The sequence below is a fragment of the Agrobacterium sp. GW821-FHT02D03 genome (genome assembly GCF_059421725.1).
The window spans coordinates 41,357-67,347 of record NZ_JBWKVN010000001.1 but is presented as its reverse complement, the minus strand read 5'-3'; the positions used below and the strand labels follow the sequence as shown (position 1 = coordinate 67,347).

24 protein-coding genes and 1 pseudogene are annotated in these 25,991 nt (G+C 59.5%); 14 read left to right on the top strand and 11 right to left on the bottom strand.

Features of this window, described 5'->3' with window-relative positions; all coding sequences use genetic code 11:
* The first annotated feature begins 7 nt into the window (after positions 1 to 7).
* Positions 8 to 1,273: a lytic murein transglycosylase gene (locus AC07U5_RS00315; RefSeq protein ID WP_494721997.1), complete on the top strand. Its 1,266-nt coding sequence runs from the start codon at positions 8 to 10 to the stop codon at positions 1,271 to 1,273.
* Here AC07U5_RS00315 and AC07U5_RS00310 read toward each other — a convergent pair.
* Complete coding sequence (locus AC07U5_RS00310; protein ID WP_494721996.1) at positions 1,270 to 1,749, bottom strand: GNAT family N-acetyltransferase; 480 nt, start codon at positions 1,747 to 1,749, stop codon at positions 1,270 to 1,272. The genes AC07U5_RS00315 and AC07U5_RS00310 overlap by 4 nt on opposite strands.
* 34 nt (positions 1,750 to 1,783) lie before the next feature.
* Positions 1,784 to 3,412, bottom strand: coding sequence for an MFS transporter (locus AC07U5_RS00305; RefSeq protein ID WP_062444126.1), 1,629 nt, complete (start codon positions 3,410 to 3,412; stop codon positions 1,784 to 1,786).
* A 286-nt stretch (positions 3,413 to 3,698) separates the two neighbouring features.
* Here AC07U5_RS00305 and rimP point away from each other — a divergent pair, with 286 nt between their 5' ends.
* The 10 genes from rimP (at position 3,699) to AC07U5_RS00255 (ending at position 16,431) form a co-directional block, all read left to right on the top strand.
* The gene (rimP, locus tag AC07U5_RS00300; protein WP_062427184.1) at positions 3,699 to 4,283 is read left to right on the top strand and encodes a ribosome maturation factor RimP; all 585 of its coding nucleotides are present in this window, start codon (positions 3,699 to 3,701) and stop codon (positions 4,281 to 4,283) included.
* A 61-nt stretch (positions 4,284 to 4,344) separates the two neighbouring features.
* On the top strand, positions 4,345 to 5,949 hold the full coding sequence (gene nusA, locus AC07U5_RS00295; protein WP_062443141.1) for a transcription termination factor NusA: 1,605 nt from the start codon (positions 4,345 to 4,347) through the stop codon (positions 5,947 to 5,949).
* A complete protein-coding gene (locus AC07U5_RS00290; protein ID WP_494721995.1) occupies positions 5,946 to 6,638 on the top strand; it encodes an RNA-binding protein in 693 nt (230 codons plus the stop codon). The genes nusA and AC07U5_RS00290 overlap by 4 nt, the downstream gene beginning before the upstream one ends.
* 101 nt (positions 6,639 to 6,739) lie before the next feature.
* Positions 6,740 to 9,478, top strand: coding sequence for a translation initiation factor IF-2 (gene infB / locus AC07U5_RS00285; RefSeq protein ID WP_494721994.1), 2,739 nt, complete (start codon positions 6,740 to 6,742; stop codon positions 9,476 to 9,478).
* 181 nt (positions 9,479 to 9,659) lie between these two features.
* Positions 9,660 to 10,076 (top strand): 30S ribosome-binding factor RbfA, encoded by a 417-nt coding sequence (gene rbfA / locus AC07U5_RS00280; protein ID WP_440598381.1) that lies wholly within the window; start codon positions 9,660 to 9,662, stop codon positions 10,074 to 10,076.
* A gap of 3 nt (positions 10,077 to 10,079) precedes the next feature.
* A complete protein-coding gene (gene truB, locus AC07U5_RS00275) occupies positions 10,080 to 11,012 on the top strand; it encodes a tRNA pseudouridine(55) synthase TruB (RefSeq protein WP_494721993.1) in 933 nt (310 codons plus the stop codon).
* Positions 11,013 to 11,388: 376 nt separating this feature from the next.
* Entirely contained in the window at positions 11,389 to 12,288 is a 900-nt protein-coding gene (locus tag AC07U5_RS00270; RefSeq protein WP_494721992.1) for a LysR substrate-binding domain-containing protein, read from the top strand.
* Positions 12,289 to 12,581: 293 nt separating this feature from the next.
* Complete coding sequence (rpsO, locus tag AC07U5_RS00265) at positions 12,582 to 12,851, top strand: 30S ribosomal protein S15 (protein WP_062427177.1); 270 nt, start codon at positions 12,582 to 12,584, stop codon at positions 12,849 to 12,851.
* Positions 12,852 to 13,094: 243 nt separating this feature from the next.
* Complete coding sequence (gene pnp, locus AC07U5_RS00260; protein WP_112520037.1) at positions 13,095 to 15,239, top strand: polyribonucleotide nucleotidyltransferase; 2,145 nt, start codon at positions 13,095 to 13,097, stop codon at positions 15,237 to 15,239.
* Positions 15,240 to 15,411: 172 nt separating this feature from the next.
* Complete coding sequence (locus tag AC07U5_RS00255) at positions 15,412 to 16,431, top strand: class I SAM-dependent methyltransferase (protein ID WP_494721991.1); 1,020 nt, start codon at positions 15,412 to 15,414, stop codon at positions 16,429 to 16,431.
* Between the two features lie 37 nt (positions 16,432 to 16,468).
* On the opposite strand, the gene AC07U5_RS00250 is transcribed toward AC07U5_RS00255, so the two are convergent.
* The gene (locus AC07U5_RS00250; protein WP_062599158.1) at positions 16,469 to 17,413 is read right to left on the bottom strand and encodes an AEC family transporter; all 945 of its coding nucleotides are present in this window, start codon (positions 17,411 to 17,413) and stop codon (positions 16,469 to 16,471) included.
* A gap of 339 nt (positions 17,414 to 17,752) precedes the next feature.
* On the opposite strand from AC07U5_RS00250, the gene AC07U5_RS00245 reads away from it, so the two are divergent.
* Positions 17,753 to 18,745, top strand: coding sequence for an adenosine kinase (locus tag AC07U5_RS00245; protein WP_062599160.1), 993 nt, complete (start codon positions 17,753 to 17,755; stop codon positions 18,743 to 18,745).
* A 59-nt stretch (positions 18,746 to 18,804) separates the two neighbouring features.
* On the opposite strand, the gene AC07U5_RS00240 is transcribed toward AC07U5_RS00245, so the two are convergent.
* Complete coding sequence (locus AC07U5_RS00240) at positions 18,805 to 19,341, bottom strand: SH3 domain-containing protein (protein ID WP_062427172.1); 537 nt, start codon at positions 19,339 to 19,341, stop codon at positions 18,805 to 18,807.
* Positions 19,342 to 19,521: 180 nt separating this feature from the next.
* On the opposite strand from AC07U5_RS00240, the gene AC07U5_RS00235 reads away from it, so the two are divergent.
* Positions 19,522 to 20,526 (top strand): 2-hydroxyacid dehydrogenase, encoded by a 1,005-nt coding sequence (locus tag AC07U5_RS00235; RefSeq protein ID WP_062427171.1) that lies wholly within the window; start codon positions 19,522 to 19,524, stop codon positions 20,524 to 20,526.
* A 10-nt stretch (positions 20,527 to 20,536) separates the two neighbouring features.
* Here the strand turns inward: AC07U5_RS00235 and AC07U5_RS00230 are convergent, their stop codons facing one another.
* The 5 genes and pseudogenes from AC07U5_RS00230 to recF form a co-directional block, all read right to left on the bottom strand.
* Positions 20,537 to 21,013, bottom strand: a complete 477-nt coding sequence (locus AC07U5_RS00230; protein WP_494721990.1) for a GNAT family N-acetyltransferase — start codon at positions 21,011 to 21,013, stop codon at positions 20,537 to 20,539.
* Complete coding sequence (locus AC07U5_RS00225) at positions 21,010 to 21,210, bottom strand: ThiF family adenylyltransferase (RefSeq protein WP_494723226.1); 201 nt, start codon at positions 21,208 to 21,210, stop codon at positions 21,010 to 21,012. Before AC07U5_RS00225 ends, AC07U5_RS00230 begins: the two co-directional genes overlap by 4 nt.
* A pseudogene (locus AC07U5_RS00220) lies at positions 21,162 to 21,281 on the bottom strand (GNAT family N-acetyltransferase); the annotation flags it as partial. The gene AC07U5_RS00225 and the pseudogene AC07U5_RS00220, both read right to left, overlap by 49 nt.
* Positions 21,278 to 22,036, bottom strand: a complete 759-nt coding sequence (locus tag AC07U5_RS00215) for a molybdopterin-synthase adenylyltransferase MoeB (protein WP_494721989.1) — start codon at positions 22,034 to 22,036, stop codon at positions 21,278 to 21,280. The gene AC07U5_RS00215 and the pseudogene AC07U5_RS00220, both read right to left, overlap by 4 nt.
* A gap of 37 nt (positions 22,037 to 22,073) precedes the next feature.
* A complete protein-coding gene (gene recF / locus AC07U5_RS00210; protein ID WP_438371065.1) occupies positions 22,074 to 23,198 on the bottom strand; it encodes a DNA replication/repair protein RecF in 1,125 nt (374 codons plus the stop codon).
* A 202-nt stretch (positions 23,199 to 23,400) separates the two neighbouring features.
* Here recF and AC07U5_RS00205 point away from each other — a divergent pair, with 202 nt between their 5' ends.
* On the top strand, positions 23,401 to 24,510 hold the full coding sequence (locus AC07U5_RS00205) for an alpha/beta hydrolase (RefSeq protein ID WP_494721988.1): 1,110 nt from the start codon (positions 23,401 to 23,403) through the stop codon (positions 24,508 to 24,510).
* A 61-nt stretch (positions 24,511 to 24,571) separates the two neighbouring features.
* On the opposite strand, the gene AC07U5_RS00200 is transcribed toward AC07U5_RS00205, so the two are convergent.
* Positions 24,572 to 25,207 (bottom strand): nucleoside triphosphate hydrolase, encoded by a 636-nt coding sequence (locus AC07U5_RS00200; RefSeq protein ID WP_494721987.1) that lies wholly within the window; start codon positions 25,205 to 25,207, stop codon positions 24,572 to 24,574.
* Complete coding sequence (locus AC07U5_RS00195; protein WP_494721986.1) at positions 25,204 to 25,986, bottom strand: ATP-binding cassette domain-containing protein; 783 nt, start codon at positions 25,984 to 25,986, stop codon at positions 25,204 to 25,206. The genes AC07U5_RS00200 and AC07U5_RS00195 overlap by 4 nt, the downstream gene beginning before the upstream one ends.
* Positions 25,987 to 25,991 lie beyond the last annotated feature (5 nt).

The window sequence follows — 25,991 nt, the reverse complement described above, 5'->3', positions numbered from 1 at the left end:
AGACCGAATGCGCGCTCACATCATCGGCCTTGCACTTACCGCCGCAATTTCTCTTCTTTCATCCGGCACCGCCTCGGCGCAGGCTATTCCGACGGGGGCTGCTGCCGCGAAATATGACGCGGAGTTCAATGCCTGGCTGAAGCGGGAAATCTGGCCGGAGGCGCGCAAAGCCGGCGTGTCGCAAAAAACGCTCGAGGCAGCGCTCACCGGCCTGTCGATCAACTGGAAGCTGCCGGACGTCCTGGTGCCCGGGCAGAAGCCGCCGAAGGAGCAGGCTCAGAGCCAGGCCGAGTTCTCTTCTCCCGGCGCATATTTTTCCGAGAAGCGTCTGCAGGGTCTGGCTGCAACGGGTCGCTCGCTCGCTGCCACCCACGCGGCAACACTCAAGCGCATCGAAGCCACCTATGGCGTTCCGGGCAACATTGTCGTTGCAATCTGGGGCCGCGAGTCCGGTTTCGGTCGCGCGAAGCTGCCAAATTCCGTCATCGATGTATTGGCCACCAAGGCCTATGCCTCGACCCGCAAGGAGATGTTCCGCGCCGAGCTGATCGACGCGCTGAAGATCGCCGAAAGCGGCGACGTGCCGCCCTCGCGGATGATGGGCTCATGGGCAGGAGCCCTCGGCCAGCCGCAATTCATGCCGTCGAGTTATCTGAAATACGCGGTCGATTTCGATGGTGACGGCCATCGCGATATCTGGAATTCGGTACCCGACGCGCTGGCATCCATCGCCAACTATCTATCCAAACGCGGCTGGCAAAGAGATCGCGATTGGGGCTTTGAGGTTTCCATACCAGACAATGTTTCCTGCGCTCAGGAAGGCCCAGATCTGGCAAAGCCAGTGTCGCAATGGGCGAAGATGGGAATCACTCGCGTCTCTGGAAAAGGTTTTCCGTCCGACGACTTGAGCGCCGACGGCATGATGCTGGTGCCTGCCGGTCGCCACGGGCCGGAATTCGTCGTGACGCCGAATTTCTACGTCATCAAGGAATACAACAACTCAGACCTCTACGCGCTTTTCATCGGCAATCTCGCCGACCGCATCGCCTATGGCGCAGGCCCGTTCCAGGCGGAATGGGGCAATGTCGGCTCCATGCTACGCTCCGACGTGCTCGCCATGCAAAAGGCTCTGGTCGCCAAAGGCTATGATGTCGGCAAGGCGGATGGGCTCGCGGGCTTCAAGACCCGCCGTTCATTGGGCGACTGGCAGGCCAAGAACGGATTGAAGCCCACCTGCTTCCCTGACGCGTCGTTGAAGGGTCGCCTGCGTTAGGACGAAAAGTCGTTGGCGGACCTATCGTGTCGCCACATATACAGCGCGTCCGGCAGCTTTTCCTCGCAGCCCGAGCCATCCGTTTCGCTCACTTTGACGAAGCCATTCCGTTCATAGAAACGAATGGCGCGCTCGTTTTGCTGAAACACCCAGAGACTGAGTTCCGCTTGTCCTTCTTTTGCTTTGTTGAGCAGTTTGGTCCCTGCTCCATGACCGACATATCTGGGCAGGCAATAGAGGTGATCCAGCCACCGCTCTCGAAACGCGCAGAAGCCAACCAGGGTGTTGTGCTGCTCGGCGCACCACACCTCGCTCTGTCTGAGAACGACGTTGTTGAAATATGCGACGTCTTCCTCAATGCTGTGGAGGTCCGGAAGATAGGGTAGAAAGTGTTGACGTGATGCTCGTGACACTTTCGCGATTTGCCCGCACTCCCAGCGATCGGCCCTTCTCAGGATGATTTCAGGATTATCCACCGACAACTCCGAGATTTTCGTAAGCAGGCGAGTCTCAATGCGGATCGATATGGGCCTTGTGGAAAATGTCGTCCTGCGGCGGGATGGCCTGCCGTTCGATCATCCGGTGGACGCGCGGGCGGGTCTTGCCCTTGTGCAGCGTCAGGATGCGATCCCAGCTTTCCGCATCGGCCTGGGTTCGCCGGTGGTTGTGGCGAACATATTCCACCCATGTCGGCACGTGATAGATTTCCGTCCAGACATCCGGGTTTTCCAGATCCCGCATCAGGCTCCAGTTTCGCGCCCCATCCCGAATGCGGATGCGGCGGCGCTCGGCCATGATCGCCATGAACTCTGGTAGATCGGCATCGTCGATCTCGTAATCCACCATGATCGCGATCGGGCCGCTGCGCGGCTTCACATCCAGTCGCAACGGCGGCTCGACGAAGCGGTTCAGCGGATCGAGGTTCAGCGAGGCGAAGGCCGGCATGGTAAGCTTGAAGCCGACGACGACACCAAGCAGCATCAGCACGCAGGAACAGAGAAGCGAGAAGGTGAGCCCATGATCTTCCGCAAGCGAACCCCAGAGCCAACTGCCGACGGCGATGCCGCCAAAGGTCAGTGTCTGGTAGAGCGAGAGTGCGCGACCCACCACCCAGCGCGGGGTCGAAAGCTGCACGATCGTGTTGAAGAGCGATAGCGCCAGAACCCAGCTTGCACCCGAGATCGTCAGGAAGATGCTGGTGACGATGGCGTTGGTGCTGATCGCCGTCACGCCGGCACTCAGCGCGAAGCCGAGAAAGGCGACGCGGACGATCCATTCGCTGCTCAGCATCTCGCGCAGCCGCGCGCTGATCAGCGCGCCACCAATCGCGCCGACGCCGAAGGCACCGAGCATGATACCATAGGTCAACGGGCCGCCTTCGACGAGATCGCGCGCCACGAGCGGCATGAGTGCTAGGATGGCACTCGCCGAAAGGCCGAAGAGAAAGCCGCGCACCAGCACCTTGCCGATATTGGGCGACATCGCCACATAACGCATGCCGGCGGAAATGGCGGCCAGGAGCTGCTCGCGCGGCAGAGTGGAATTGTTCTTCGGCGGCTGCCATTTGAACAGCGCATAGATCAGCGTGAAGTAGCTGAGCGCATTGACGAGGAAGGCTGCGGCAGCACCCGCCGCCGCAACGATCACACCGCCGATGGCGGGGCCGACGCTGCGGGTGATGTTGAAGCCGACACTGTTGAGCGTCACCGCCGCGGGCAGGTCTTCCCGGGGGACCATCTCGCCGACCGATGCCTGCCAGGACGGGTTGTTCAGCGCCGTTCCGCAGCCGATCATGAAGGTGAAGAACAAGAGCAGCCAGGGTGTGAGAAGATCGGCCCAGGCGAAGACCGTCAGCATTATCGAGGCGATCAGCATCAGAAACTGTGCCGAAAGCATGATCCGGCGCCGGTCGAAGCTGTCGGCAAGCGCACCAGAGATGAGCGAGAACAGCATGATCGGTAGCGAGGTGGAGGCCTGCACCAGCGCGATCATGTTTTCCGAGGTCGAAAGCGCAGTCATCATCCATGCGGCACCCACGGCCTGGATCAGTCCGCCGAAGTTGGACGCGATGCTGGCGAACCAAATGCGCTTGTAGGTCGGATGCCGGAGTGGCGCGAGTGGCGATTGACGGTCGGGCACGAGCGATCCAATTGATTTCAACTGCTGTTCAGGCAGAAAGTACTATAAAGGTCGATGGTGGTGACACCACCCATTCAAACGCCGCAAAGGTAAAATTGTGGCGGAAAAAATCGAATATTCGGATTTGCGCCGCAAACCTTGCAATTCCGGCCCGAAGGGTTTATATCCCGGTTCAAATTCTTGATCGTCTGATGAAGAGTGGGGTCCCCAAGGCCCCGCTCTTTTTCGTTAGGCGGATTGTCAAACCGGAGCAGATGTTCCGCTTGAGGAAGACCGGAAGAGCATAATGGCAGCAGCCGAACCCAGACTGATAACCGAAACAGGCATCGACCAGCGGATCGCCGAAATCATCGAGCCGATTCTGACCGGAATGGGTTTCGTGCTTGTCAGGGTCCGGCTTTCCAGCCAGAATGGCTCGACACTGCAGGTCATGGCCGAACGTGAAGACGGCACCATGACCGTGCAGGACTGCGAAGCCGTCTCGATGGCCATTTCGCCGGTTCTCGATGTGGAAGATCCCGTCGAAAAGGCGTATCATCTGGAAGTGTCCTCGCCCGGCATCGACCGTCCGATGGTTCGCAAGTCCGATTTCGTTCGCTGGCAGGGACATCTCGTCAAGGTCGAGACCTCGATCCTGGTGGACAACCGCAAGCGCTTTCGCGGCAAGATCGCGGAAGTCGATGCGGACGGCTTCAAGCTTGAACGCGACCAGATCGGTTATGGCGAAGAGCCTGTGGTGACGATCCCGTTCAACACGCTGTCGGATGCCAAGCTGGTTTTGACCGACGACCTTATTCGCGACGCGCTGAAGGCGGACAAGCAGGCCAAGGCCGCTGCTGCCAATCAGAACGAAGAAGCAGACGAAGATTGATTTTTGAGGGGTCCTTCGGGGCCTTACCCCACGCAAACATGCGACTTACGGAGACAAAAAAATGGCAGTGAGTGCTAACCGGCTTGAGCTTCTGCAGATCGCCGATGCTGTGGCGCGCGAAAAGGTCATCGACCGCGAGATCGTGCTTGCCGCAATGGCCGATGCCATTCAGAAGGCCGCCCGTTCGCGTTACGGTTCCGAGACGAACATCCGCGCCGACATCAACTCCAAGACCGGCGAAATCCGCCTTCAGCGTCTTCTGGAAGTGGTCGAGAAGGCCGAAGACTATTCGACCCAGATCCCGCTGGAACTGGCACGTGACCGCAACCCGGATGCCAAGCTCGGCGACTTCATTGCCGATCCGCTGCCGCCCATGGATTTCGGCCGTATCGCTGCCCAGTCCGCCAAGCAGGTCATCGTCCAGAAGGTGCGTGAAGCCGAGCGTGATCGCCAGTTCGACGAGTTCAAGGATCGCATCGGCGAAATCATCAACGGTACGGTCAAGCGCGTCGAATATGGCAACGTCATCGTTGATCTCGGCCGCGGCGAAGGCATCATCCGCCGTGACGAAATGATCCCGCGCGAAAACCTGCGCTACGGCGATCGCGTCCGCGCTTATGTCTATGACGTTCGTCGCGAACAGCGTGGCCCACAGATTTTCCTGTCGCGTACCCATCCGCAGTTCATGGTCAAGCTCTTCACCATGGAAGTGCCGGAAATCTACGACGGCATCATCCAGATCAAGTCGGTTGCCCGTGACCCGGGTTCGCGCGCCAAGATCGCCGTGATTTCCAACGACAGCTCGATCGATCCGGTCGGTGCCTGCGTCGGTATGCGCGGTTCGCGCGTTCAGGCCGTTGTCGGCGAGCTTCAGGGCGAAAAGATCGACATCATTCCGTGGAGCCAGGAGCCTGCAAGCTTCATCGTCAACGCTCTGCAGCCTGCGGAAGTGGCAAAGGTCGTTCTGGATGAAGAGTCCGAGCGTATCGAAGTGGTCGTTCCCGATGAGCAGCTGTCGCTTGCGATTGGCCGCCGCGGTCAGAACGTTCGCCTCGCCTCGCAGCTGACCGGCTGGGATATCGACATCATGACGGAGCAGGAAGAGTCCGAGCGTCGTCAGAAGGAATTCAACGAGCGCACCAACCTCTTCATGGAAGCACTCGACGTCGACGAAATGGTTGGCCAGGTCCTGGCATCGGAAGGCTTCGCCCAAGTCGAAGAACTGGCCTATGTCGAGCTGGATGAAATCTCCTCGATCGACGGCTTTGACGAAGACACCGCCGTCGAAATCCAGACGCGCGCCAAGGAGTATCTCGACCGCGTCGAAGCGGAGATGGATGCCAAGCGCAAGGAACTCGGCGTTGCCGACGAGTTGCGCCAGATCGACGGCCTGACATCGCAGATGATGGTGGCTCTCGGCGAAGACGGCATCAAGACGATCGAGGATTTTGCCGGCTGTGCGGCCGATGACCTCGTCGGCTGGACCGAGCGCAAGGATGGCGAAACCAAGAAGTTCGACGGCATCTTCTCCAAGCTCGACGTATCGCGCGTCGAAGCCGAGAACATGGTTCTGCAGGCCCGCCTTCTGGCTGGCTGGATCACCGAGGAAGAACTGGCTGCTGAACAGCAGGCTGCCGAGGAGGCGGATACCGCCGTTGAGGAATGATATCGCAGGCGCATGAACCCGATGCCGGCTCCGATGAGGATCTGGCAGAAGGCAACGTCAATGGACGGATGTGCATTGTAACACGACAGAGCGGATCGCCCGATGAGCTGATCCGCTTCGTCGCAGGCCCGGACGGCAGTGTCGTGCCGGACCTGAAATGCCAATTGCCGGGGCGCGGTTGCTGGGTAACAGCCGAGCGCGCTCTGGTGGAAAAGGCGATCGCAAAGAAGCTCTTTGCGCGCGCCTTGAAAACGGACGTCAAGGCTGGGCCGGATCTCCTGGAGATGCTGGACCGGCTGATGACGCAGCAGGTAACGGGCATGATGACCATGGCGCGCAAGGCGGGCCAGTTCATCAGCGGCGCGATGAAGGTCGATGCGGCCGTCCGTTCGGGACAGGCGCTGGCCGTCTTTCACGCCACCGATGCCGCCGCCGATGGCGTCCGCAAACTGGATCAGGCTCGCAAGGCCTGGGCACTCGGTACGGGTGCAGACGAAATACCGTCCTTCAAGCTCTTCACCGGGGCCGAAATGGACGAACTAATGGGCCAGAATGCTTTTATCCATGCCTGCGCGCTTGCAGGACAGGCGGGTGAAGGTGTAGTGAAGCGCGCAAAGATGCTCGAGCGATATCGCCATGGCGAAAAAGCTCCAGCGGACATTGGCGCTGCCCGGACGGAACGACAATGACGCGGTTATCGGACAACACCGGCCGCCGCGTTCGGATGCAGCTATTGAAAGACAGGGCCTGATGGTGTCATCCGGCTCTCGTCTGTAGGAACGGGAACGGAATGACCGATAACAACGACGACAAGACACTCAACGCACAACCTAAAAAGACTCTCACCCTCAAGCCGGGCGGGTTGAACCAGGGTACCGTGCGTCAGGACATGGGTCGTGGTCGCACCAACGCAGTTGTCGTGGAGACACGCAAGCGTCGCCCCATGCGTCCTGAAGACGAGAAGCAAGCTGGTGCAGCCGCAGCCGCAGCACCGGTTGCGCAGCAGCCACGCGCAGCAGCACCGGCCGCCGCGCCAGCCCAGCCACGCCCACAGCAGACGCAACCCGCACCTCGTGTACAGCAGAACCATAACCAGCAGCGTCCGCAGCCATCGGCTCAGCCACGCCAGCAGGATCGTCCGCGCGGCAACGTGCTGCATGATCTCTCGGCCGGTGAAATGGAAGCGCGCCGCCGCGCTTTGATGGAAGCCCAGGCGCGTGACGTTGTCGAAGCCAAGCAGCGCGCCGAAGACGAAGCCCGCCGCAAGGTGGAGGAAGAACGCCGCCTCGTTGCCGAGAAGGAAGAAGCCGTCCGTCGCGCCGCCGAAGAAGCGGCGGCTGCAAAGGCTGCTGAAAACGAAGCCCCTGCAAGAGCCGAACAGCCGGCAGCACCGACAACGACGACCGCACAGCCAGTGCGCCGTGACGTTCGTCCTCAGTCCACGCGTCCGTCGCCCGTAGCAGCGGCACCCGCGCCAGCACCGGAAATGCCCGGTCGTGGTGTTCCGGGCGTTCGCCGCACCGAGAAGGATGATGAGGACGATCGTGGTGCACGTCGTACCGGCATGCCGATGCGCGGCAAGGCGCCAGCGCCGGCACCCGCAAAGCCTGCTGCCCGTTTGAAGACGGAAGAAGAGCGTCGCCGCGGCAAGCTCACGGTTACGTCGAACCTCGACGAAGAGGGTGCACAGCGCGGCCGTTCGCTGGCCTCCATGCGCCGTCGTCAGGAGAAGTTCCGTCGCAGCCAGATGCAGGAAACGCGCGAGAAGATTACCCGCGAAGTCATCCTGCCGGAAACCATCACCATCCAGGAACTGTCGCAGCGCATGTCCGAACGTGCGGTGGACGTCATCAAGTACCTGATGAAGGAAGGCCAGATGATGAAGCCGGGCGACGTCATCGACGCCGATCTGGCCGAACTGATTGCCGGCGAATTCGGCCACACCGTCAAGCGCGTGTCGGAATCCGATATTGAAGAAGGCATCTTCAACGTCGCTGACGTTGCTGGCGACATGGTTTCGCGTCCTCCGGTCGTCACCATCATGGGTCACGTCGACCACGGCAAGACCTCGCTGCTCGACGCCATCCGTCAGGCAAATGTGGTTGCTGGTGAAGCCGGTGGCATCACTCAGCATATCGGTGCCTATCAGGTTGAACAGAACGGCCAGAAGATCACCTTCATCGACACCCCCGGCCACGCCGCCTTCACGGCCATGCGTGCCCGTGGTGCGCAGGCAACCGACATCGCCATCCTGGTGGTTGCGGCTGACGACAGCGTGATGCCGCAGACGATTGAATCGATCAACCACGCCAAGGCGGCCGGCGTGCCGATCATCGTGGCGATCAACAAGATCGACAAGCATGAGGCCAATCCTGAAAAGGTTCGCCAGCAGCTGCTCCAGCACGAAGTTTTCGTGGAATCCATGGGCGGTGAAGTGCTCGACGTGGAAGTGTCGGCCAAGAAGAAGCTCGGTCTCGACAAGCTGCTCGAAGCCATCCTTCTTCAGTCCGAAATTCTCGACCTGAAGGCAGACCCGACCCGTACGGCCGAGGGCACGGTTATCGAAGCCGAGCTCGACCGTGGTCGTGGTGCGGTTGCAACCGTTCTCGTTCAGAAGGGTACGCTGAGGCCCGGCCAGATCATCGTTGCCGGTGATCAGTGGGGCCGTGTCCGTGCGCTCGTCAACGACAAGGGCGAACACGTCAAGGAAGCGGGTCCTGCCATGCCGGTCGAAATTCTCGGCCTGTCCGGCACGCCGTCTGCCGGTGACCGTTTCGCCGTCGTCGAAAGCGAAAGCCGCGCTCGCGAGATTTCCGAATATCGTCAGCGTCTTGCCCGTGACAAGGCCGTTGCCCGCCAGACAGGCCAGCGCGGTTCTCTCGAGCAGATGATGAGCCAGCTACAGACCTCCGGCATGAAGGAGTTCCCGCTGGTCATCAAGGCCGACGTGCAGGGCTCCGTCGAAGCGATCATCGCATCGCTCGACAAGCTGGGCACCGACGAAGTCCGCGCACGCATCGTCCATTCGGGTGCTGGTGCCATCACGGAATCGGATGTCTCTCTGGCAGAAGCGTCCAACGCCGCGATCATCGGCTTCAACGTCCGTGCCAATGCGCAGGCCCGTACGGCGTCTGAGCGTGCAGGAATCGAGATCCGCTACTACAATATCATCTACGATCTGGTGGATGACGTGAAGGCAGCCATGTCCGGTCTTCTGTCGCCGGAGCGTCGCGAGACCTTCCTCGGCAATGCCGAAATCCTCGAAGTCTTCAACATCACCAAGGTCGGCAAGGTTGCCGGTTGCCGTGTCGTCGAAGGCAAGGTGGAACGTGGTGCAGGCGTTCGTCTGGTTCGCGACAATGTCGTCATCCACGAAGGCAAGCTCAAGACGCTCAAGCGCTTCAAGGACGAAGTCAGCGAAGTGCCGGTCGGTCAGGAGTGCGGTATGGCCTTCGAGAACTACGAAGACATTCGCGCTGGCGACACCATCGAGTGCTTCCGCGTGGAGCATATTACCAGAACGCTCTAAGCGCTCTGCCTGATTGTATGATTTTAAGAGCGAGCGCTGGCTAACCGGCGCTCGCTGAATTTTAAGATGCTCCGACAAGAGGGTCCAACATGGCCTTCCGCCGAGAGTGCTGGAATGAGAAATTGGGAAGCTGCAAAGCCGCCCGACAATCTTCTTCCAATTTGCTGAGGCAAGAATAACAATGGCAAAAGCAACTTCATCAGCCCCTTCACAACGCATGCTGCGCGTCGGCGAGCAGGTTCGTGCGGCTTTGACGCAAATCCTGCAGCGCGGCGAAGTGCGTGACGATCTTCTGGAGAAGACGGTCATTTCCATTTCGGAAGTGCGCATGTCTCCCGATCTCAAGATCGCGACCGCCTATGTAACACCGCTTGGCGTTGCCGATCATACCGAGAGCATCGATGCCTTGAACCGGCATGCGAAGTTCATCCGCGGCAGGCTCGGACCACACCTGCGCCAGATGAAATACGTTCCGGAAGTGCGCTTCCGCGATGACACCAGCTTCGACAATTATCAGAAGATCGACGCCCTGCTGCGCTCTCCCGAAGTGCAGCGCGATCTTGGATCTTCCAACGAAAAAGACGACGAACAGAACTGAAGAATGTCCAAACCACGCAAACCCAAGGGTCGCCCGGTTTCCGGCTGGCTCATCCTCGACAAGCCGTTCGATTTCGGCTCCACCGAGGCCGTCTCCAAGATCAAATGGCTTTTTAACGCGCAGAAGGCTGGCCACGCCGGTACGCTCGACCCGCTTGCCTCGGGCATGCTTCCGATTGCGCTGGGCGACGCCACCAAGACCGTCCCTTACGTCATGGATGGCCGCAAGATCTATGAATTCACCGTCAGCTGGGGTGAGGAACGCACCACCGACGATATGGAAGGCGAGGTTCTCAACGCCTCCGACAACCGCCCGAACGAGCAGGATATTCGCGATCTGCTGCCGAAATATACCGGCACGATCCTGCAGACGCCACCACAGTTCTCCGCCATCAAGATTGCCGGCGAGCGCGCCTATGATCTGGCTCGTGAGGGCGAAGTCGTCGAAATTCCGGCACGTGAAGTCGAGGTTCATCGCCTGACGTTGCTGGCCTCCCCGGATGAGAACACCGCACATTTCGAAGTGGAATGCGGCAAGGGCACCTATGTTCGCGCGCTGGCGCGCGACATGGGTCGTGATCTTGGCTGTTACGGCTTCATTTCCGAACTGCGTCGCGCCATGGTCGCACCCTTCGCGGAAGATGCGATGGTGCCACTGGAAAAGCTCATTGAACTGGAGACGATCGAAGACCGCGACGAGCGCCTTGCCGCGCTTGACGCTTATCTCATCGATACGTCCGAAGCACTTTCGTCACTGCCGCATCTCATCATCAATGATGATCAGGCGCACCGTCTGAAGATGGGCAATCCCATCCTGCTGCGCGGACGCGATGCACCGACACAGGAATCGGAAGCCTACGCCACCGCGCGCGGCAGGCTGGTGGCGATCGGCGAGATCGGCCAGGGCGAATTCCGCCCAAAGCGCGTCTTCGGTTGACAGGACATCGGCGTCACCCTCTCTCTTGAGGAACGCTCAATCATCATGCCGACGGCCGCGCTGGTCGTCGGCATTTTCATGCGGCTGAAACAGGGTGAGCCGCAAGAAATCCCGTAGAATATCAATCACTTTTCGAAGCACGACACATCCTCCACGGGTCTGTCATTGTATGACCAAGCCCATGCCTCTCGTTTCAATCCGCTTTACTTTTTGACGCGACGCATTGTGCTTTCCGAAAATCGATCCCGATTTTCGGGCCGATGCTGTAAAGCGCGCCGGTCGCAATCGAGCCGGCTCATCCGACCTGCATAAAACGCGGGTTGCGTCGCGCCTTCAAACGAGATTATCGTCGGCGTCCTATGACTTGAGGTTATGCATGAAGCGCAGTCGCCTTCCTTTAACAGCGCTCAGAAGTTTTGAAGCAGCGGGGCGGCTCATGAGCTTCACGCGTGCTGCAGAAGAGTTGTGCATCTCGCAGGCCGCGATCAGCCGTCAGGTGCGGGAGTTGGAAGTGCTGCTTGATCGACCGCTCTTCGACCGGGGTCATCGGTCCGTCAGGCTGACGCAGGAAGGCGCAAAGTTGCTCCACGTCGTGACGGCTTCGTTCGACGCGATGTCCGATGGCCTTGCAGATGTAGAGCGCGGCAAAGGCAGCGACACGGTGAACATCAACGCCGAGCCGTCTTTCGCTGCCTGCTTCCTCACCCCGCATCTGTCGGACTTCCAACGCGGTCATCCCGATATCGACGTCCGGGTAGAGTCGGAGTCCGGCCTTGCAGAGTTTCGCCACAACGAAGACGTCGTTGCCATCCGCCACAGCCTGACGAGAACGAGCTGGCCCCGATCGGAGAGCCGGCATTTGATGGATGTACAGATGTCTCCATGCCTCTCGCCGCGACTGCTGGAGGGAAGGGCGGTGCCGCAACGGCCTGTCGATCTTCTGGACTTTCCGCTTCTATATGAAGACAGCCGGGACATGTGGCGAAGCTGGTTCGAGCGGTCAGGTGTTTCCTCGGACGTGTATCCACGTGGACCAATCTATACCGACGAAGGCATGACGCTTCAGGCCGCCTTGCGCGGGCAAGGCGTCGCACTTCTGGAGGAGCGTTTCGCAAGGGAATATCTGGCCTCCGGGCTTCTCATTCGCCCCTTCCAGCAGACGCTCCCCTTTGGCGCCTTCTTTATCGTGGTGCGCGGTTTCGAAACCCTGGCGCCAGCCGCCCATGATTTTCTTGAATGGCTTTCGGAAAGCGTGCGTTCGCGAGACGGGCATTAAACGGTCCGGCTGTCCTCACCGACGCGTGGACATGAGTTTACAGCCTCGGTCCGAAAACCGGAATCGATTTTCGGAAAGCACGATGCGCAGATTCAAGAGGGTAAAGCGTCCTCTGTGCGTCCATTGGGACGCACGGCGCTTTAGCGCAGATCCCCATCGCCCCTTTCCTTTAGCCGCCAATTGGTTTATAGGCAGCGCCAGCTAGGCATTGCCTTTGCTATTGAATGGCCAGCGCTGGACGACATCCCGGCCCTTGGCGACCGATTTTTCCTTAAAATAGAAAGGATTTTACGATGTCGATTACTGCAGAGCGCAAAGCCGCCCTCATCAAGGAATATGCAACGAAGGAAGGCGACACCGGTTCGCCTGAAGTTCAGGTCGCAATCCTGACCGAGCGGATCAACAACCTGACCGAACACTTCAAGGGCCACAAGAAGGACAACCACTCTCGTCGTGGTCTTCTGACGCTGGTTTCCAGCCGCCGTTCGCTTCTCGACTATCTGAAGAAGAAGGACGAAGGCCGTTACTCGAAGCTGATCGGTACCTTGGGCATTCGCCGCTAACATCTTGACCGGCGGGTTTCCTTTGAAGGTGCCCGCCGGTTTTTCATCCGGCAGCCCCGGATAACAAGACGGACCGGATGGGCCGGAACCGTCTGAACCAACCGAAGACCTGTCATGGGGCAGGATTGCAGGATGCTTGTGTCACCTTCCGTGGCACCAGGAAAAAGCCTCCCGCTGTCTTGCCCGTGATGTGTCGCAGCCGCTGCTTCAATGGTGGAGCCGCGGCGACAAGAAGGACAAGATATGTTCAATCAACATTCCGTGGAAATCGAATGGGCAGGCCGCCCGCTGAAGCTGGAAACGGGCAAGGTTGCTCGCCAGGCTGACGGCGCCGTCATCGCAACCTACGGCGAAACCATGGTTCTCGCGACCGTCGTTTCCGCAAAGTCCCCGAAGCCGGGTCAGGACTTCTTCCCGCTGACGGTCAACTACCAGGAAAAGACCTACGCAGCCGGCAAGATCCCCGGTGGCTACTTCAAGCGCGAGGGCCGTCCAAGCGAAAACGAAACCCTCGTTTCCCGCCTGATCGACCGTCCGATCCGCCCGCTCTTCCCTGAAGGCTACAAGAACGACACCCAGGTCGTCGTCACCGTTATCCAGCACGATCTGGAAAACAACCCGGACATCCTGTCCATGATCGCAACCTCTGCTGCTTTGACGCTGTCCGGCGTTCCCTTCATGGGCCCGGTCGGCGGCGCACGCGTCGGTTACATCAATGGCGAATATGTTCTGAACCCGCATCTCGACGAGATGGACGAGTCCGTTCTCGACCTCGTCGTCGCCGGTACCCAGGACGCCGTCCTGATGGTCGAGTCTGAAGCCAAGGAACTGAACGAAGACGTCATGCTCGGCGCCGTCATGTTCGGCCACCGTGGCTTCCAGCCGGTTATCGATGCGATCATCAAGCTCGCTGAAGTGGCTGCCAAGGAACCACGCGAATTCGAGCCGGAAGATTTCTCCGCTCTCGAAACCGAGATGCTTGGACTTGCCGAAGCTGAACTGCGCGATGCCTACAAGATCACCGAAAAGGCTGCTCGTTATGCTGCCGTCGACGCCGTCAAGGCGAAGGTGAAGGCACACTTCCTGCCCGAAGATGGCGAAGCCAAGTACACGGCGGAAGAAATCGGCGCGATCTTCAAGCACCTGCAGGCCAAGATCGTTCGTTGGAACATTCTCGACACCAAGAGCCGTATTGACGGTCGCGATCTCTCCACGGTTCGCCCGATCGTTTCGGAGGTTGGCCTTCTGCCGCGTACCCACGGTTCGGCACTCTTCACCCGCGGTGAAACGCAGGCGATCGTCGTCGCCACGCTCGGCACCGGAGAAGACGAGCAGTATGTCGACAGCCTGACCGGCATGTACAAGGAACGCTTCCTGCTGCACTACAACTTCCCGCCCTACTCGGTCGGTGAAACGGGCCGCATGGGTTCCCCGGGCCGTCGCGAAATCGGTCACGGCAAGCTCGCCTGGCGCGCAATCCGTCCGATGCTGCCTTCTGCTGAGCAGTTCCCCTACACGCTGCGCGTCGTATCGGAAATCACCGAGTCCAACGGTTCGTCCTCCATGGCAACCGTCTGCGGCACGTCGCTTGCTCTGATGGATGCCGGCGTTCCGCTGGCAAAGCCGGTTGCCGGTATCGCCATGGGCCTGATCCTGGAAGGCGAGCGCTTTGCCGTTCTGTCGGACATCCTGGGTGATGAAGATCACCTCGGCGACATGGACTTCAAGGTTGCCGGTACGGCAGATGGCATCACCTCGCTGCAGATGGACATCAAGATCGCCGGTATCACCGAAGAGATCATGAAGGTCGCTCTTGACCAGGCGCAGGGTGGCCGCAAGCACATCCTCAACGAGATGGCCAATGCCATCACCGAAAGCCGTGGTCAGCTCGGCGAATTCGCTCCGCGCATCGAAGTCATGAACATTCCGGTCGACAAGATCCGTGAAGTCATCGGTTCCGGCGGCAAGGTCATTCGCGAAATCGTCGAAAAGACCGGCGCGAAGATCAACATCGAAGATGACGGCACCGTCAAGATCGCTTCCTCTTCCGGCAAGGAAATCGAAGCGGCCCGCAAGTGGATCCACTCCATCGTGGCAGAGCCTGAAGTTGGCCAGATCTACGAAGGCACGGTCGTCAAGACCGCTGACTTCGGCGCATTCGTCAACTTCTTCGGCGCACGTGACGGCCTCGTTCACATCTCGCAGCTCGCTTCCGAGCGCGTTGCCAAGACCTCCGACGTCGTCAAGGAAGGCGACAAGGTCTGGGTCAAGCTGATGGGCTTCGACGAGCGTGGCAAGGTTCGCCTGTCGATGAAGATCGTCGACCAGGCAACCGGCAAGGAAATCGCTGCTGAGAAGAAGGCTGAAGGCGACGCTGCTGCCGAGTAAGGCGCTGTCGCTTATTTCTATCGGGCGCGGGATCTCTCCCGCGCCTTTTTTCTATTTTCAGAGCGGCTCCGTTCCGGTTAGAACGTGAAGCTGCTCCAATGTTGTTGAACACATTGTCCCGACGCAAAGACGCCTGGCGCTTTTCCGGCACATGTTCTTGAGGATGCTCCCGATGAGCCGTGACGCAGTCAAAACCCTTTTCCATCCCTTCGCTGCCGACATGCTGCAAGCGCCGAAAGCCGGTGAACGCGTACTGTTCCTGGGCGCGGAGGCAGGTGCACCTCGCCTGGAGGGTTTCGAGGCTGAGATCGTCGCGGTTCAGAACCTGCGGCCGCTCTATCGCGCGCTGCAGGCGCATGGTTCCGAGGTCACGCCGGAAATCTCCGGCGAAGACTACGACGTCGCCATGATCCTGTGCGGCAAGCACCGCGGCGAAAACGAAAACCGCATGGCGGAAGCCTTGAAGAGGGTGAAGGCCGGCGGCCTGATTTTGGCTGCAGGCGCCAAGGAGGACGGCATCGTCACCCTGCGCAAGACGCTGGCAAAGCTTGGTATCGAGGCTGAATCCACGCCGAAATATCACGGCGTCGCAATCTGGTTTGCAAGGCCGGACGATGTCTCGACTGCAGTTACGAAGCTGGAGCAGAAGCCGGTCACCATCGACAACCGCTTCACCGCCATGCCCGGCATGTTTTCCCATGACCGCGTGGATGACGGCTCCGAACTGCTCGTCTCGCGCATGCCGACGGACTTTGATGGCAATGCGGCGGACTTCGGCGCCGGATGGGGCTATCTCTCCGTCATGCTGGCTGAGAAGTCGCCGCGCACGGCGCGCATCGATCTTTTCGAGGCCGACTACAACGCGCTCGAATTTGCCAAGACCAATCTACTGGAAAACTGCCCGCGATTGACCGCACGCTTCTTCTGGCAGGATCTGGCCGCCGAGCCGCCAAAGGAAAAATACGATCTGATCATCATGAACCCGCCATTCCATGCGGGTGGCCAGGCCGCCGAACCGGCTCTCGGTCAGGCGATGATCAAGGCGGCAGCGACAGCATTGCGCAGCGGCGGCAAGCTGCTGATGGTGGCCAATCGCGGCCTGCCTTACGAGCCGGTGCTCGCCAGCGAGTTCCGCAAGAGCGAGGAAGTCTGCCGCAATGCGCGCTTCAAGATCCTCAGCGCCCAGAAGTAATCACTCATGAGAAAGAGGCTGCGGTTCATCTGCAGCCTCAGCTCAGAAGCCAGGCCCAGAGCGATACCGTCAACACGCCGAACAGCGTCGATATGCTGATGGTCGAGGCGGCGATACTGTGTCCGATCCCGAAGCGGTTGGCGAGCAGCCAAGAATTGATGCCGGTCGGGACGCAGGATGTCAGCACCAATGCCGATGTCCAGGCGGGGTTAAGGCCCAGCAGGTGCGCCGTCGCCCAGACGCAGGCCGGTAGAAGCAAGAGTTTGAATGCGGTGACGGTGGCGGCGATGTGCAGGTTTCCGCGCACCGGATATTTGGTCAGCGCCATCCCCAATGAAATCAAAGCCGCGGGTCCCGCCATAGCGGCGACCTGATCGATCACCGTTGTGAAGACGACGGGCATCGGCGCGCCGATCATGTTGAAGCAGAGCCCGAGAATGAGCGCGATCACCAACGGATTGGTCGCCAGATTGCGGCCCACCTGTCTCAATACGGTCAGGGTGCTTCTTCTTTCGCCGCCCACCACCTTATGCGTTGCATTTTCCATCAGGATGGTTCCGGCAATCATCATGATGGGAAGATGGATGGCGAGCAGAATGGAAATCGCCACGATCCCGTCATTGCCGACGGAGCGGCTGACGAGGGGCAAGCCGATGAAGATATTGTTTGCAAAGGCCGATGAGATGCCGGCAATGACGCTGACGCGCAGATCCTGCTTGAAGAAATAGGTCGTCACCATCTGACCCGCAGCCCAGGTGATCGCGACCCCGGTAAAATAAGTGATCCAGAGCTTGAAGGGCGAAGCGCCATGAAAATCAGCTTCCGCCAGCGTACGAAAGATCAGCGTCGGTACGGCAATCTTGAAGACGAAGTCACTCAACACGTCGCTCGCATCGGCCTTGAACAGCCTCGCCTTTACCGTCAGCCAACCGATCAGAATGAGCAGAAAGATCGGGGCGACATTGACGGCGACAGCATACATGGAGACGGGCTTTCACGGCGTTCTGCGGAAGAACTACCCTGTATAGGAAAGGCCAAGGGTCTCAAACCATTTTCTATAAGAAGCCGGAACGGGAGCCATCTTCCAGAAACAGAAAAAGCGGGGATCGTCCCCGCTTCAGCCTGTGGTCCCCGTCAGTACATCCGTGCCGGGAACGACTGATGATCTAGCAGTGCTTCATGACAGGCAAATGACGCCAAAGATCAGTCTGCCGAAGGTGCAGGCAGGCGAAGTCGCCTTTTCTCTTTTCTTGTCGGCAGAAATCTTTAAGACCGAGTTCCGGATAACGCACCGGGTCGGTGCGGCTCGGACAAGAGGCTCATGACAAAATTCGACGTACTGACCGTTGGCAACGCCATCGTGGATATTATTTCGCGCTGCGATGACAGTTTCCTCATCGATAACGCCATTACCAAGGGCGCGATGAACCTGATCGATGCGGAGCGCGCGGAACTGCTCTACTCGCTCATGGGTCCGGCACTGGAAGCGTCGGGCGGAAGTGCGGGCAATACGGCAGCGGGCATTGCCAATTTCGGTGCACCGGCAGCCTATTTTGGCAAGGTCGCCGAAGATCAGCTCGGCGAAATCTTCCAGCACGATATCCGCGCCCAGGGCGTCCATTTCGAGACCAAGCCGCGCGGAACCTTTCCGCCCACCGCCCGCTCGATGATCTTCGTCACCGAAGATGGTGAGCGTTCCATGAATACCTATCTCGGTGCCTGCGTCGAGCTTGGGCCGGAAGACGTCGAGCCGGAAGTCGTTGCCCAGTCGAAGGTCACCTATTTCGAGGGCTATCTCTGGGATCCGCCACGCGCCAAGGATGCGATCCGCGATTGCGCCCGCATCGCCCACGAGAATGGTCGCGAGGTTTCCATGACGCTCTCCGACAGCTTCTGTGTCGGCCGTTATCGCGACGAGTTCCTCGATCTGATGCGCTCGGGCACTGTCGACATCGTCTTCGCCAACAAGCAGGAAGCGCTGTCGCTCTACGAAACCGAAGACTTCGATCTGGCGCTGACCAGGATCGCTCAGGACTGCAAGATAGCCGCCGTGACGATGAGCGAAGAAGGTGCAATGATCGTGCGCGGCACGGAGCGTGTAAAGGTCGATGCCTATCCGGTTTTCGATGTAGTCGACACGACGGGTGCCGGCGACCTCTTCGCCTCCGGCTTCCTCTTCGGCTATACACAGGGCCGCTCGCTGGAAGATAGCGGCAAGCTCGGCTGCCTTGCGGCCGCTGCCGTCATTCAGCAGATCGGACCGCGCCCGATGTCGTCGCTAAAGGCGCTGGCTGAGAAGCACGGTCTTCTCTAGGATCGTTTCCAATCATCCCCGTGCGTCCTCAAGGGCGCACGGTCTTTCATTCGTGTTGATTACTTGAAGGCTTCGCCGGGATAGGCACCCCAGATTTCGCCCTGCGACACCCAGCCGCCCACCTGACCGGCTTCCGCCTTGCACCAGTCGCCATTGCACTCGCCGATCCGGATCTGCACGCCAGGCTCGAGCTTCGCCACGACCGAAGCACTCGACTGTGGCTCGCGGCGCATGTTGACAAACACTTCCTTGCCCTTGCCGCGCATCCACGGTGCTGCCACCGCAGTTCTTTCACCCGAAAGCAGCGCCTGGTTTACCCACCCCTCGGTGCCGTCGGCATCGCGAATCCGGCGCCAGTTTTCATATTCCTGGATGATTTCCACCGGCATGCCGGATTTCATATACATCCAGGAGACGGCGTAATCGGTGCTCGGTCCAATGCGCATATTGACGCGCTTGGATTTCAGGCTGACGAAGCGCGGCAGCGGCAGTCCGCTGGCACCCTTTGCGGCACCTTGTGCGAAAGCCGGTGTAGCAGCGGCATGAAGAAAACCGAATGACAATGCAATGCAGAGGATGGAGACAAAGCTACGCATGTCGTTTGACCGTTTCCGTGAAACAAGAGAATGACGTTTAAGGGGCGCCCCAGTCCTGCCGCCGAAGACGCAACATGCGAGATTTGTTTGTCTTCGCCGGTGGGTCTGGTAGAAACGCCCTTGATGAACAAATTATCGCTCTTTCTGGTTAACGACCTCTGAACAAGGTGCCTGCAGACAATGACGAACAAGAAGAGACCGACCGTCTATTTGACCCGAAAACTGCCGGATCTGGTCGAGACCCGCATGCGCGAACTGTTCGAGGCTGAATTGAATATCGAAGACGCACCCCGCACGGAGGCGGAGCTTCTGGCCGCCATGCAGCGCGTCGACGTTCTGGTGCCCACTGTAACGGATCGCATCACCGCGTCGATGATCGAGCAAGCCGGTCCTCAACTGAAATTGATCGCAGGTTTTTCCAACGGCATCGACCATATCGATGTGGATGCGGCGGCACGCAAGGGAATTACCGTGACCAACACGCCGAATGTTTTGACCGAAGACAGCGCCGACATGACGATGGCGCTGGTGCTTGCCGTTCCCCGCCGCCTTGTCGAGGGTACGCGCGTGCTTGCCAATGGCTCGGAAGACTGGCGCGGCTGGTCTCCGACATGGATGCTCGGCCGCCGTCTGTCGGGCAAGCGCATCGGCATCGTCGGCATGGGCCGCATTGGGACCGCCGTTGCCCGCCGCGCCAAAGCCTTTGGGCTGTCGATCCATTACCATAATCGCAAGCGCGTCAGTCCGGCCACGGAAGCGGAACTTGAGGCGACCTATTGGGACAGCCTCGACCAGATGCTGGCACGCGTCGATATCGTCTCGGTGAACTGCCCGTCGACGCCCGCCACCTATCACCTGATCTCGGCCCGGCGTCTCGCGCTGATGCAGCCGACGAGCTACATCGTCAACACGGCGCGTGGCGACATCATTGACGAAGCGGCGATGATCGAGTGTCTGCGCCAGGGCAAGATCGCCGGCGCGGGTCTCGATGTGTTCGAGAACGAGCCAGCCGTCAATCCAAAGCTCATCAAGCTCGCCAAAGAGGGCAGGGTGGTGCTTCTGCCCCATATGAGTTCGGCCACGATCGAAGGCCGCATCGATATGGGCGACAAGGTGATCATCAATATTCGCGCCTTTTACGACGGCCACAGACCGCCGAACCGGGTGTTGCCGGGCAGGGCTTAACTGGCCAGGCTTAACGGGTGAGACGCTTCGTCATTTCGATAGAGGTGACCCGCTCATATCCGGCATGCGAATTCTCAGCTGTCTTGACGAAGCCCCAGGACGAAAACTGCCGGTGATTGTTGACGAGTTCGATCCTGGTCTCCAGCCGCAGGCTTGGGAGCGACAGCCTGTGCGCCGTCTCTTCGGCTATCTTCAGCGACGCTTTTCCGATACCACGGCCTTGCGCCGCAGGTGAGACGGCAAGCTTGCCGACATAGAGCGAGGCGGCTTCCGGCTTGCAGAAAATACACCCGAGCATATCGCCGCCATCGAACGCGACAAAGGCAATCTCGTCCCGGATCTTTTGACGCAGATTGTCTGGCGTCAGACGGTGGGCTGAGGAAGGCGGGTCGATGACGCCATCCATATAGGCGAATGACGACATGATCAGCGCCAACAGTTCCTCGACGCGGTCGAAGGTTTCGTCGATCTGAACAATCGTGATCATGCTGTCTGGCGCCTCTTATAGCGAATGGTCTCGAAGCGGGCGGCAAGCGCATCGTAAAGCAACAGCCGCCCGACCAATGGCTCTCCGGTGCCGGTGATGACCTTGATCGCCTCCATCGCCATGGTCGTGCCGATAACACCTGTCAGCGCGCCGATGCTGAGGAAGGCGGGTCGATGACGCCATCCATATAGGCGAATGACGACATGATCAGCGCCAACAGTTCCTCGACGCGGTCGAAGGTTTCGTCGATCTGAACAATCGTGATCATGCTGTCTGGCGCCTCTTATAGCGAATGGTCTCGAAGCGGGCGGCAAGCGCATCGTAAAGCAACAGCCGCCCGACCAATGGCTCTCCGGTGCCGGTGATGACCTTGATCGCCTCCATCGCCATGGTCGTGCCGATAACACCTGTCAGCGCGCCGATAATGCCGGTCTCGGCACAGGATGGGATCAAGCCTTCCGGCGGCGGGGCCGGAAAGAGATCACGGTAGCGCGGCAGCAACATGCCGTCCGGACCTTCCTCATAGGGCTTCAGAACCGTGACCGAGCCATCGAAACGGCCCACAGCACCTGTGACCAGCGGCACCTTTGCCGCCTCCGCAGCATCTGCCGCGGCATAGCGCGTGTCGAAATTGTCCGATCCGTCGATCACCAGATCGAAGGCACTCAGATGATCATGCGCCCAGACAGTGGAGAAGCGCTCCTCGAAGTGCAGCGTGCGCACATGCGGGTTGAGCCGGGAGATGCTGCGACGCGCGCTTTCCGTTTTCTGCTCGCCGATCGTGCCCGTGTCGTGAATGACCTGCCTTTGCAGGTTCGATAGCGAGACGATGTCGTCATCGATAATGCCGAGCGTCCCGACCCCTGCAGCAGCGAGATAATAGAGCACCGGAGCACCAAGACCGCCGGCACCGATCACCAGCACCTTGGCCGCCTTCAGCCGCTGTTGGCCCATGCCGCCGATCTCGGGCAGGAGAATATGCCGCTTGTAGCGTTCTATTTCCTCGGGGCTAAGAGCATCCATGATCCTGTCTCCGCTACCTCAATGGGCAGAAGCCCTATCATGACACGCTGCCATGCGACACGGTGAAAAACTGCGCACGATCCTGCAATGCTGCAAACATCGATGCATCCGTCCCGGTCATGAAACTCTGGCCGCCAAGCGCATGGATGAGGTCGAAAAGTGCGGCACGTCTGCCTTCATCCAGATGGGCGGCGATCTCGTCCAGAAGCAGGATCGGCGCGTAACCGGTCATATTGGCGGTCAGTTGCGCATGGGCAAGGACAAGGCCGACGAGGAGCGCTTTCTGCTCACCGGTGGAGCAGCGTGCCGCGTCCATATCCTTTTCCGCATGCCGGACGAAAAGATCGGCGCGATGGGGGCCTTCGAGCGTGCGTCCGGCACCCGCATCGCGATAACGGCTTTCCCGGAGCGTGGCGAAATACTCATCCTCAAGATCGACCGCCGGTCGATGATACTGATCGTCGAGGAAGCCGGACAGCGTGAGCGTAGCCTTTGGGAAGCTGGTATCGCCGGAACGGCTTTCGATCAGTGCGCGCAGCAAACCCAGCATCTCGTGGCGAGCCACAGCCATGGCAATACCAAGCTCTGCCATCTGCTTCTCGATACCGTCGAGCCAAACAGGATCGAGGCGACCATCGGAAAGCAGGCGGTTGCGCTGGCGCATCGCTTTTTCGAAATCGCTGGCACGCCGTCCGTGCGACGGGTCGAGCGATAGAACGAGGCGATCAAGGAAACGGCGACGATCAGACGACGACCCCGTGAACAGCCCGTCCATGGACGGTGTCAGCCAAAGAACCCGCAAGTGATCGGTCAATTCGTCGACGGACTTGACGGACGTACCGTTGAGCCGCAGGCGCCGTGATGGCGTATCGCCGTCACCATCGATGCCTGTTCCGATCGCAACCTCACCATCCATACCCGATAGGTCGGCGAAGATCGAGAATCCTGTTTCCTCTGCGCCCACGCGGGTGACATCCGAAAGAACCGCACGGCGCAAACCACGGCCAGGCGACAGGAAGGAGATGGCCTCCAGCAGGTTCGTCTTGCCGGAACCATTATCGCCCGTCAGCACGACATGGCGCTCATCCAGCCGCAAGGACACTTCCGCGTAATTGCGGAAATCGGTGAGCTTCAGTCGTGAGAGGAAAACCTTGGCCGTCATGCCATATCCAGAATCGTCATGGCTTACGACCTACAACATCCCGTCCCAAATCGAAACGAACTTTCTCTCAAACCGAGGCTGACAGCCGCGTCATGGACAGCGTCTTCCTTGCCGAATAATCTTACGTTTACGTCTGCGTTCATCCGATTGCCAGCCGCAGATTTTGCCGCTATCGGTGCTTGTCTAATTTAGCGGGTATTGCATGCTCAGAGTCACTTCCCTTTTGCTCACCCTCGTCCTCCTCGGTTCCTGCGCCGGACGGCCGGGAGCCGACGTGTTGCAGGCCGTCAATACGCGGGCGACGGCGGGCAAGAGCATAGCCGCTTACGTCGTCAGTACGCGTGAGAAGGAAGCGGGCAAGACACTGGCATTCGGTGCCGGGCGTGCCGATCAGCCCAACTATGCGCGCTTCGATATCTCCATCCCGCCGGATCACAAGAAAGGCAAGATCGAGTGGCCCTCGGGTAAGCCGGACGCCAAGAAAGACTTCGTCGTGACCGATCGGGACATGCTCTCAAAAGACGCATTCAAGCACGATCTCTCCGGCATTCTTTCATCCGGAAAGGATGTTGGCCTGTTTGTTCACGGCTACAATTACAGCTATCAGGAGGCCCTGTTCCGTGCCGCGCAAATGGCGGCGGACGCCGACATCAATGGCGTGCCGGTGGTTTTTTCCTGGCCGTCCATGGCCGATGTCACAGGATATCTGGCCGACAAGGAAGCGGCAACCTTTTCTCGCGATGCGCTGGCGGACCTCCTGATCGATCTCGCACAAAAATCACCCCGCAAGAACGTCATCGTTTTCGGTCACAGCATGGGGGCTTGGCTGGTCATGGAGGCCTTGAGAGAGCTCAGGCTGAAGGGCCGCAACGACGTCATCGCCAAGCTCCAGGTCATTCTCGCAGCGCCGGACATCGACACCGACGTGTTTCGAAAGCAGATCGAGGTGGTCGGTCGTCTCGATCCACCGCTTACCGTATTGGTGTCGAAGGATGATCGCGCCCTGATGGCTGCTTCCCTACTTGCGGGCGAACGAAGCAGAGTCGGCGCACTGGACGTTACAGATCCCGAAATCAGCAAGGCTGCGAAACGCGAAGGCGTTCAGTTTGTCGATATTTCGGAGCTCGATTCATCCGATGGCTTCAACCACGATCGCTACGCCGCACTTGCTGCATTGTTGCCGAAGCTCGATGAAAAGCGTCGCGGCGGTGGCAACGATCTGACGCGCGCGGGCGCATTCGTTCTTGACGCTGTCGGCGCCACGGTGTCCAGCCCGTTCAGACTGGCAAGCAAAGTCGTCAATCCGAATTGAGGTTGATTGATCCGCGCTGACAAAGGTTGAGCGCTTGTCCGGGCACACAGGTGACGAGGCGTCAGGTCCAGGTGTCGAGACGAATATCGGCCGGTCGTGAATTTTCGACGACGCGCTTGCCGTTGGGCAGATCGTTCTCGTAAAGCTTGGCGTGGATGGCTTGCTCGTCCAGCCCATAGCCGATCCAGCGATCGCGAAGCCGCTGCTCGAGAACCGGATAGGATGGGCCGACGAAAATGGTGAGGTCGAAGCTGTCTTTCAGCCGGTCCCAGGGTGCTTCATCCAGCAGCAGATAATTGCCCTCTGCAAGAATGAAGCGTGTATCTGCTGAAACTGCTCTTGCGGATGCGATCGCGATCTCGCGCGACCGGTCGAAGACAGGAACGAGTACCTCTTCGTTACCCTGGCGTACGGCTTTGACGATATCGATAAAGCCACGGACATCGAATGTTTCCGGTGCCCCTTTGCGGGCGATCAGGCCCCGGCTCTCCAAAATCCCGTTGTCCATATGAAAGCCGTCCATGGGCAGGACTTCGGCGGTCTCGCCACGGGCAATCAGGCTGTCTCTCAGGGCATCGGCGAGTGTGGATTTGCCGGCCCCTGGAGGACCGGCAATTGCAATCATGGAGCGACGAGAGTTGGACTTCTCTGCACGGGCAAGGACATCGTCCGTCAACGCCGCAAGCGTCGGTGTCATGCGGCGATATCCTGGCGTGGCGGCTCCTTTGCGCCCGTCATGAAGGCCACCGCGTCCGACATCGTATAGTCTTTTGGATTGATGACGCAGAGACGTTTGCCGAGGCGATGGATGTGAATGCGATCCGCCACTTCGAAGACATGCGGCATGTTGTGCGAGATGAGCACGATTGGCATGCCGCGCGAGCGTACGTCCTGGATGAGTTCCAGAACGCGACGGCTCTCCTTGACGCCAAGTGCCGCTGTCGGTTCGTCCAGAATGACGACCTTTGAACCGAAGGCTGCCGCTCTGGCAACCGCAACGCCCTGCCGCTGGCCACCGGACAGCGTCTCGACCGCCTGGTTGATGTTCTGAATGGTCATCAAACCAAGTTCTGAGAGCTTCTCGCGGGCGAACTTGTCCATCGCCGAATGATCGAGCTTGCGAAACACCGAGCCGAGAATGCCGGGCTTGCGCAGCTCGCGTCCCAGAAACATGTTGTCGGTGATCGACAGGGCAGGGGACAGCGCAAGGTTCTGGTACACGGTCTCGATGCCAGCATCGCGGGCTTCCAGCGGTGTCTTGAACTGGACCGGCTTGCCTTCCAGTCGGATCTCGCCCTCATCCGGGCGGATCGCGCCCGACAGGGCCTTGATGAGCGAGGACTTGCCCGCACCATTATCACCGATCACCGCCAGGATTTCGCCCGGGTAGAGATCGAAGTCGGCATTGTCGAGTGCCGTCACACGGCCATAACGCTTGACGAGATTATGACCTGAAAGAATGGGTTGTCTGTTCATATCCT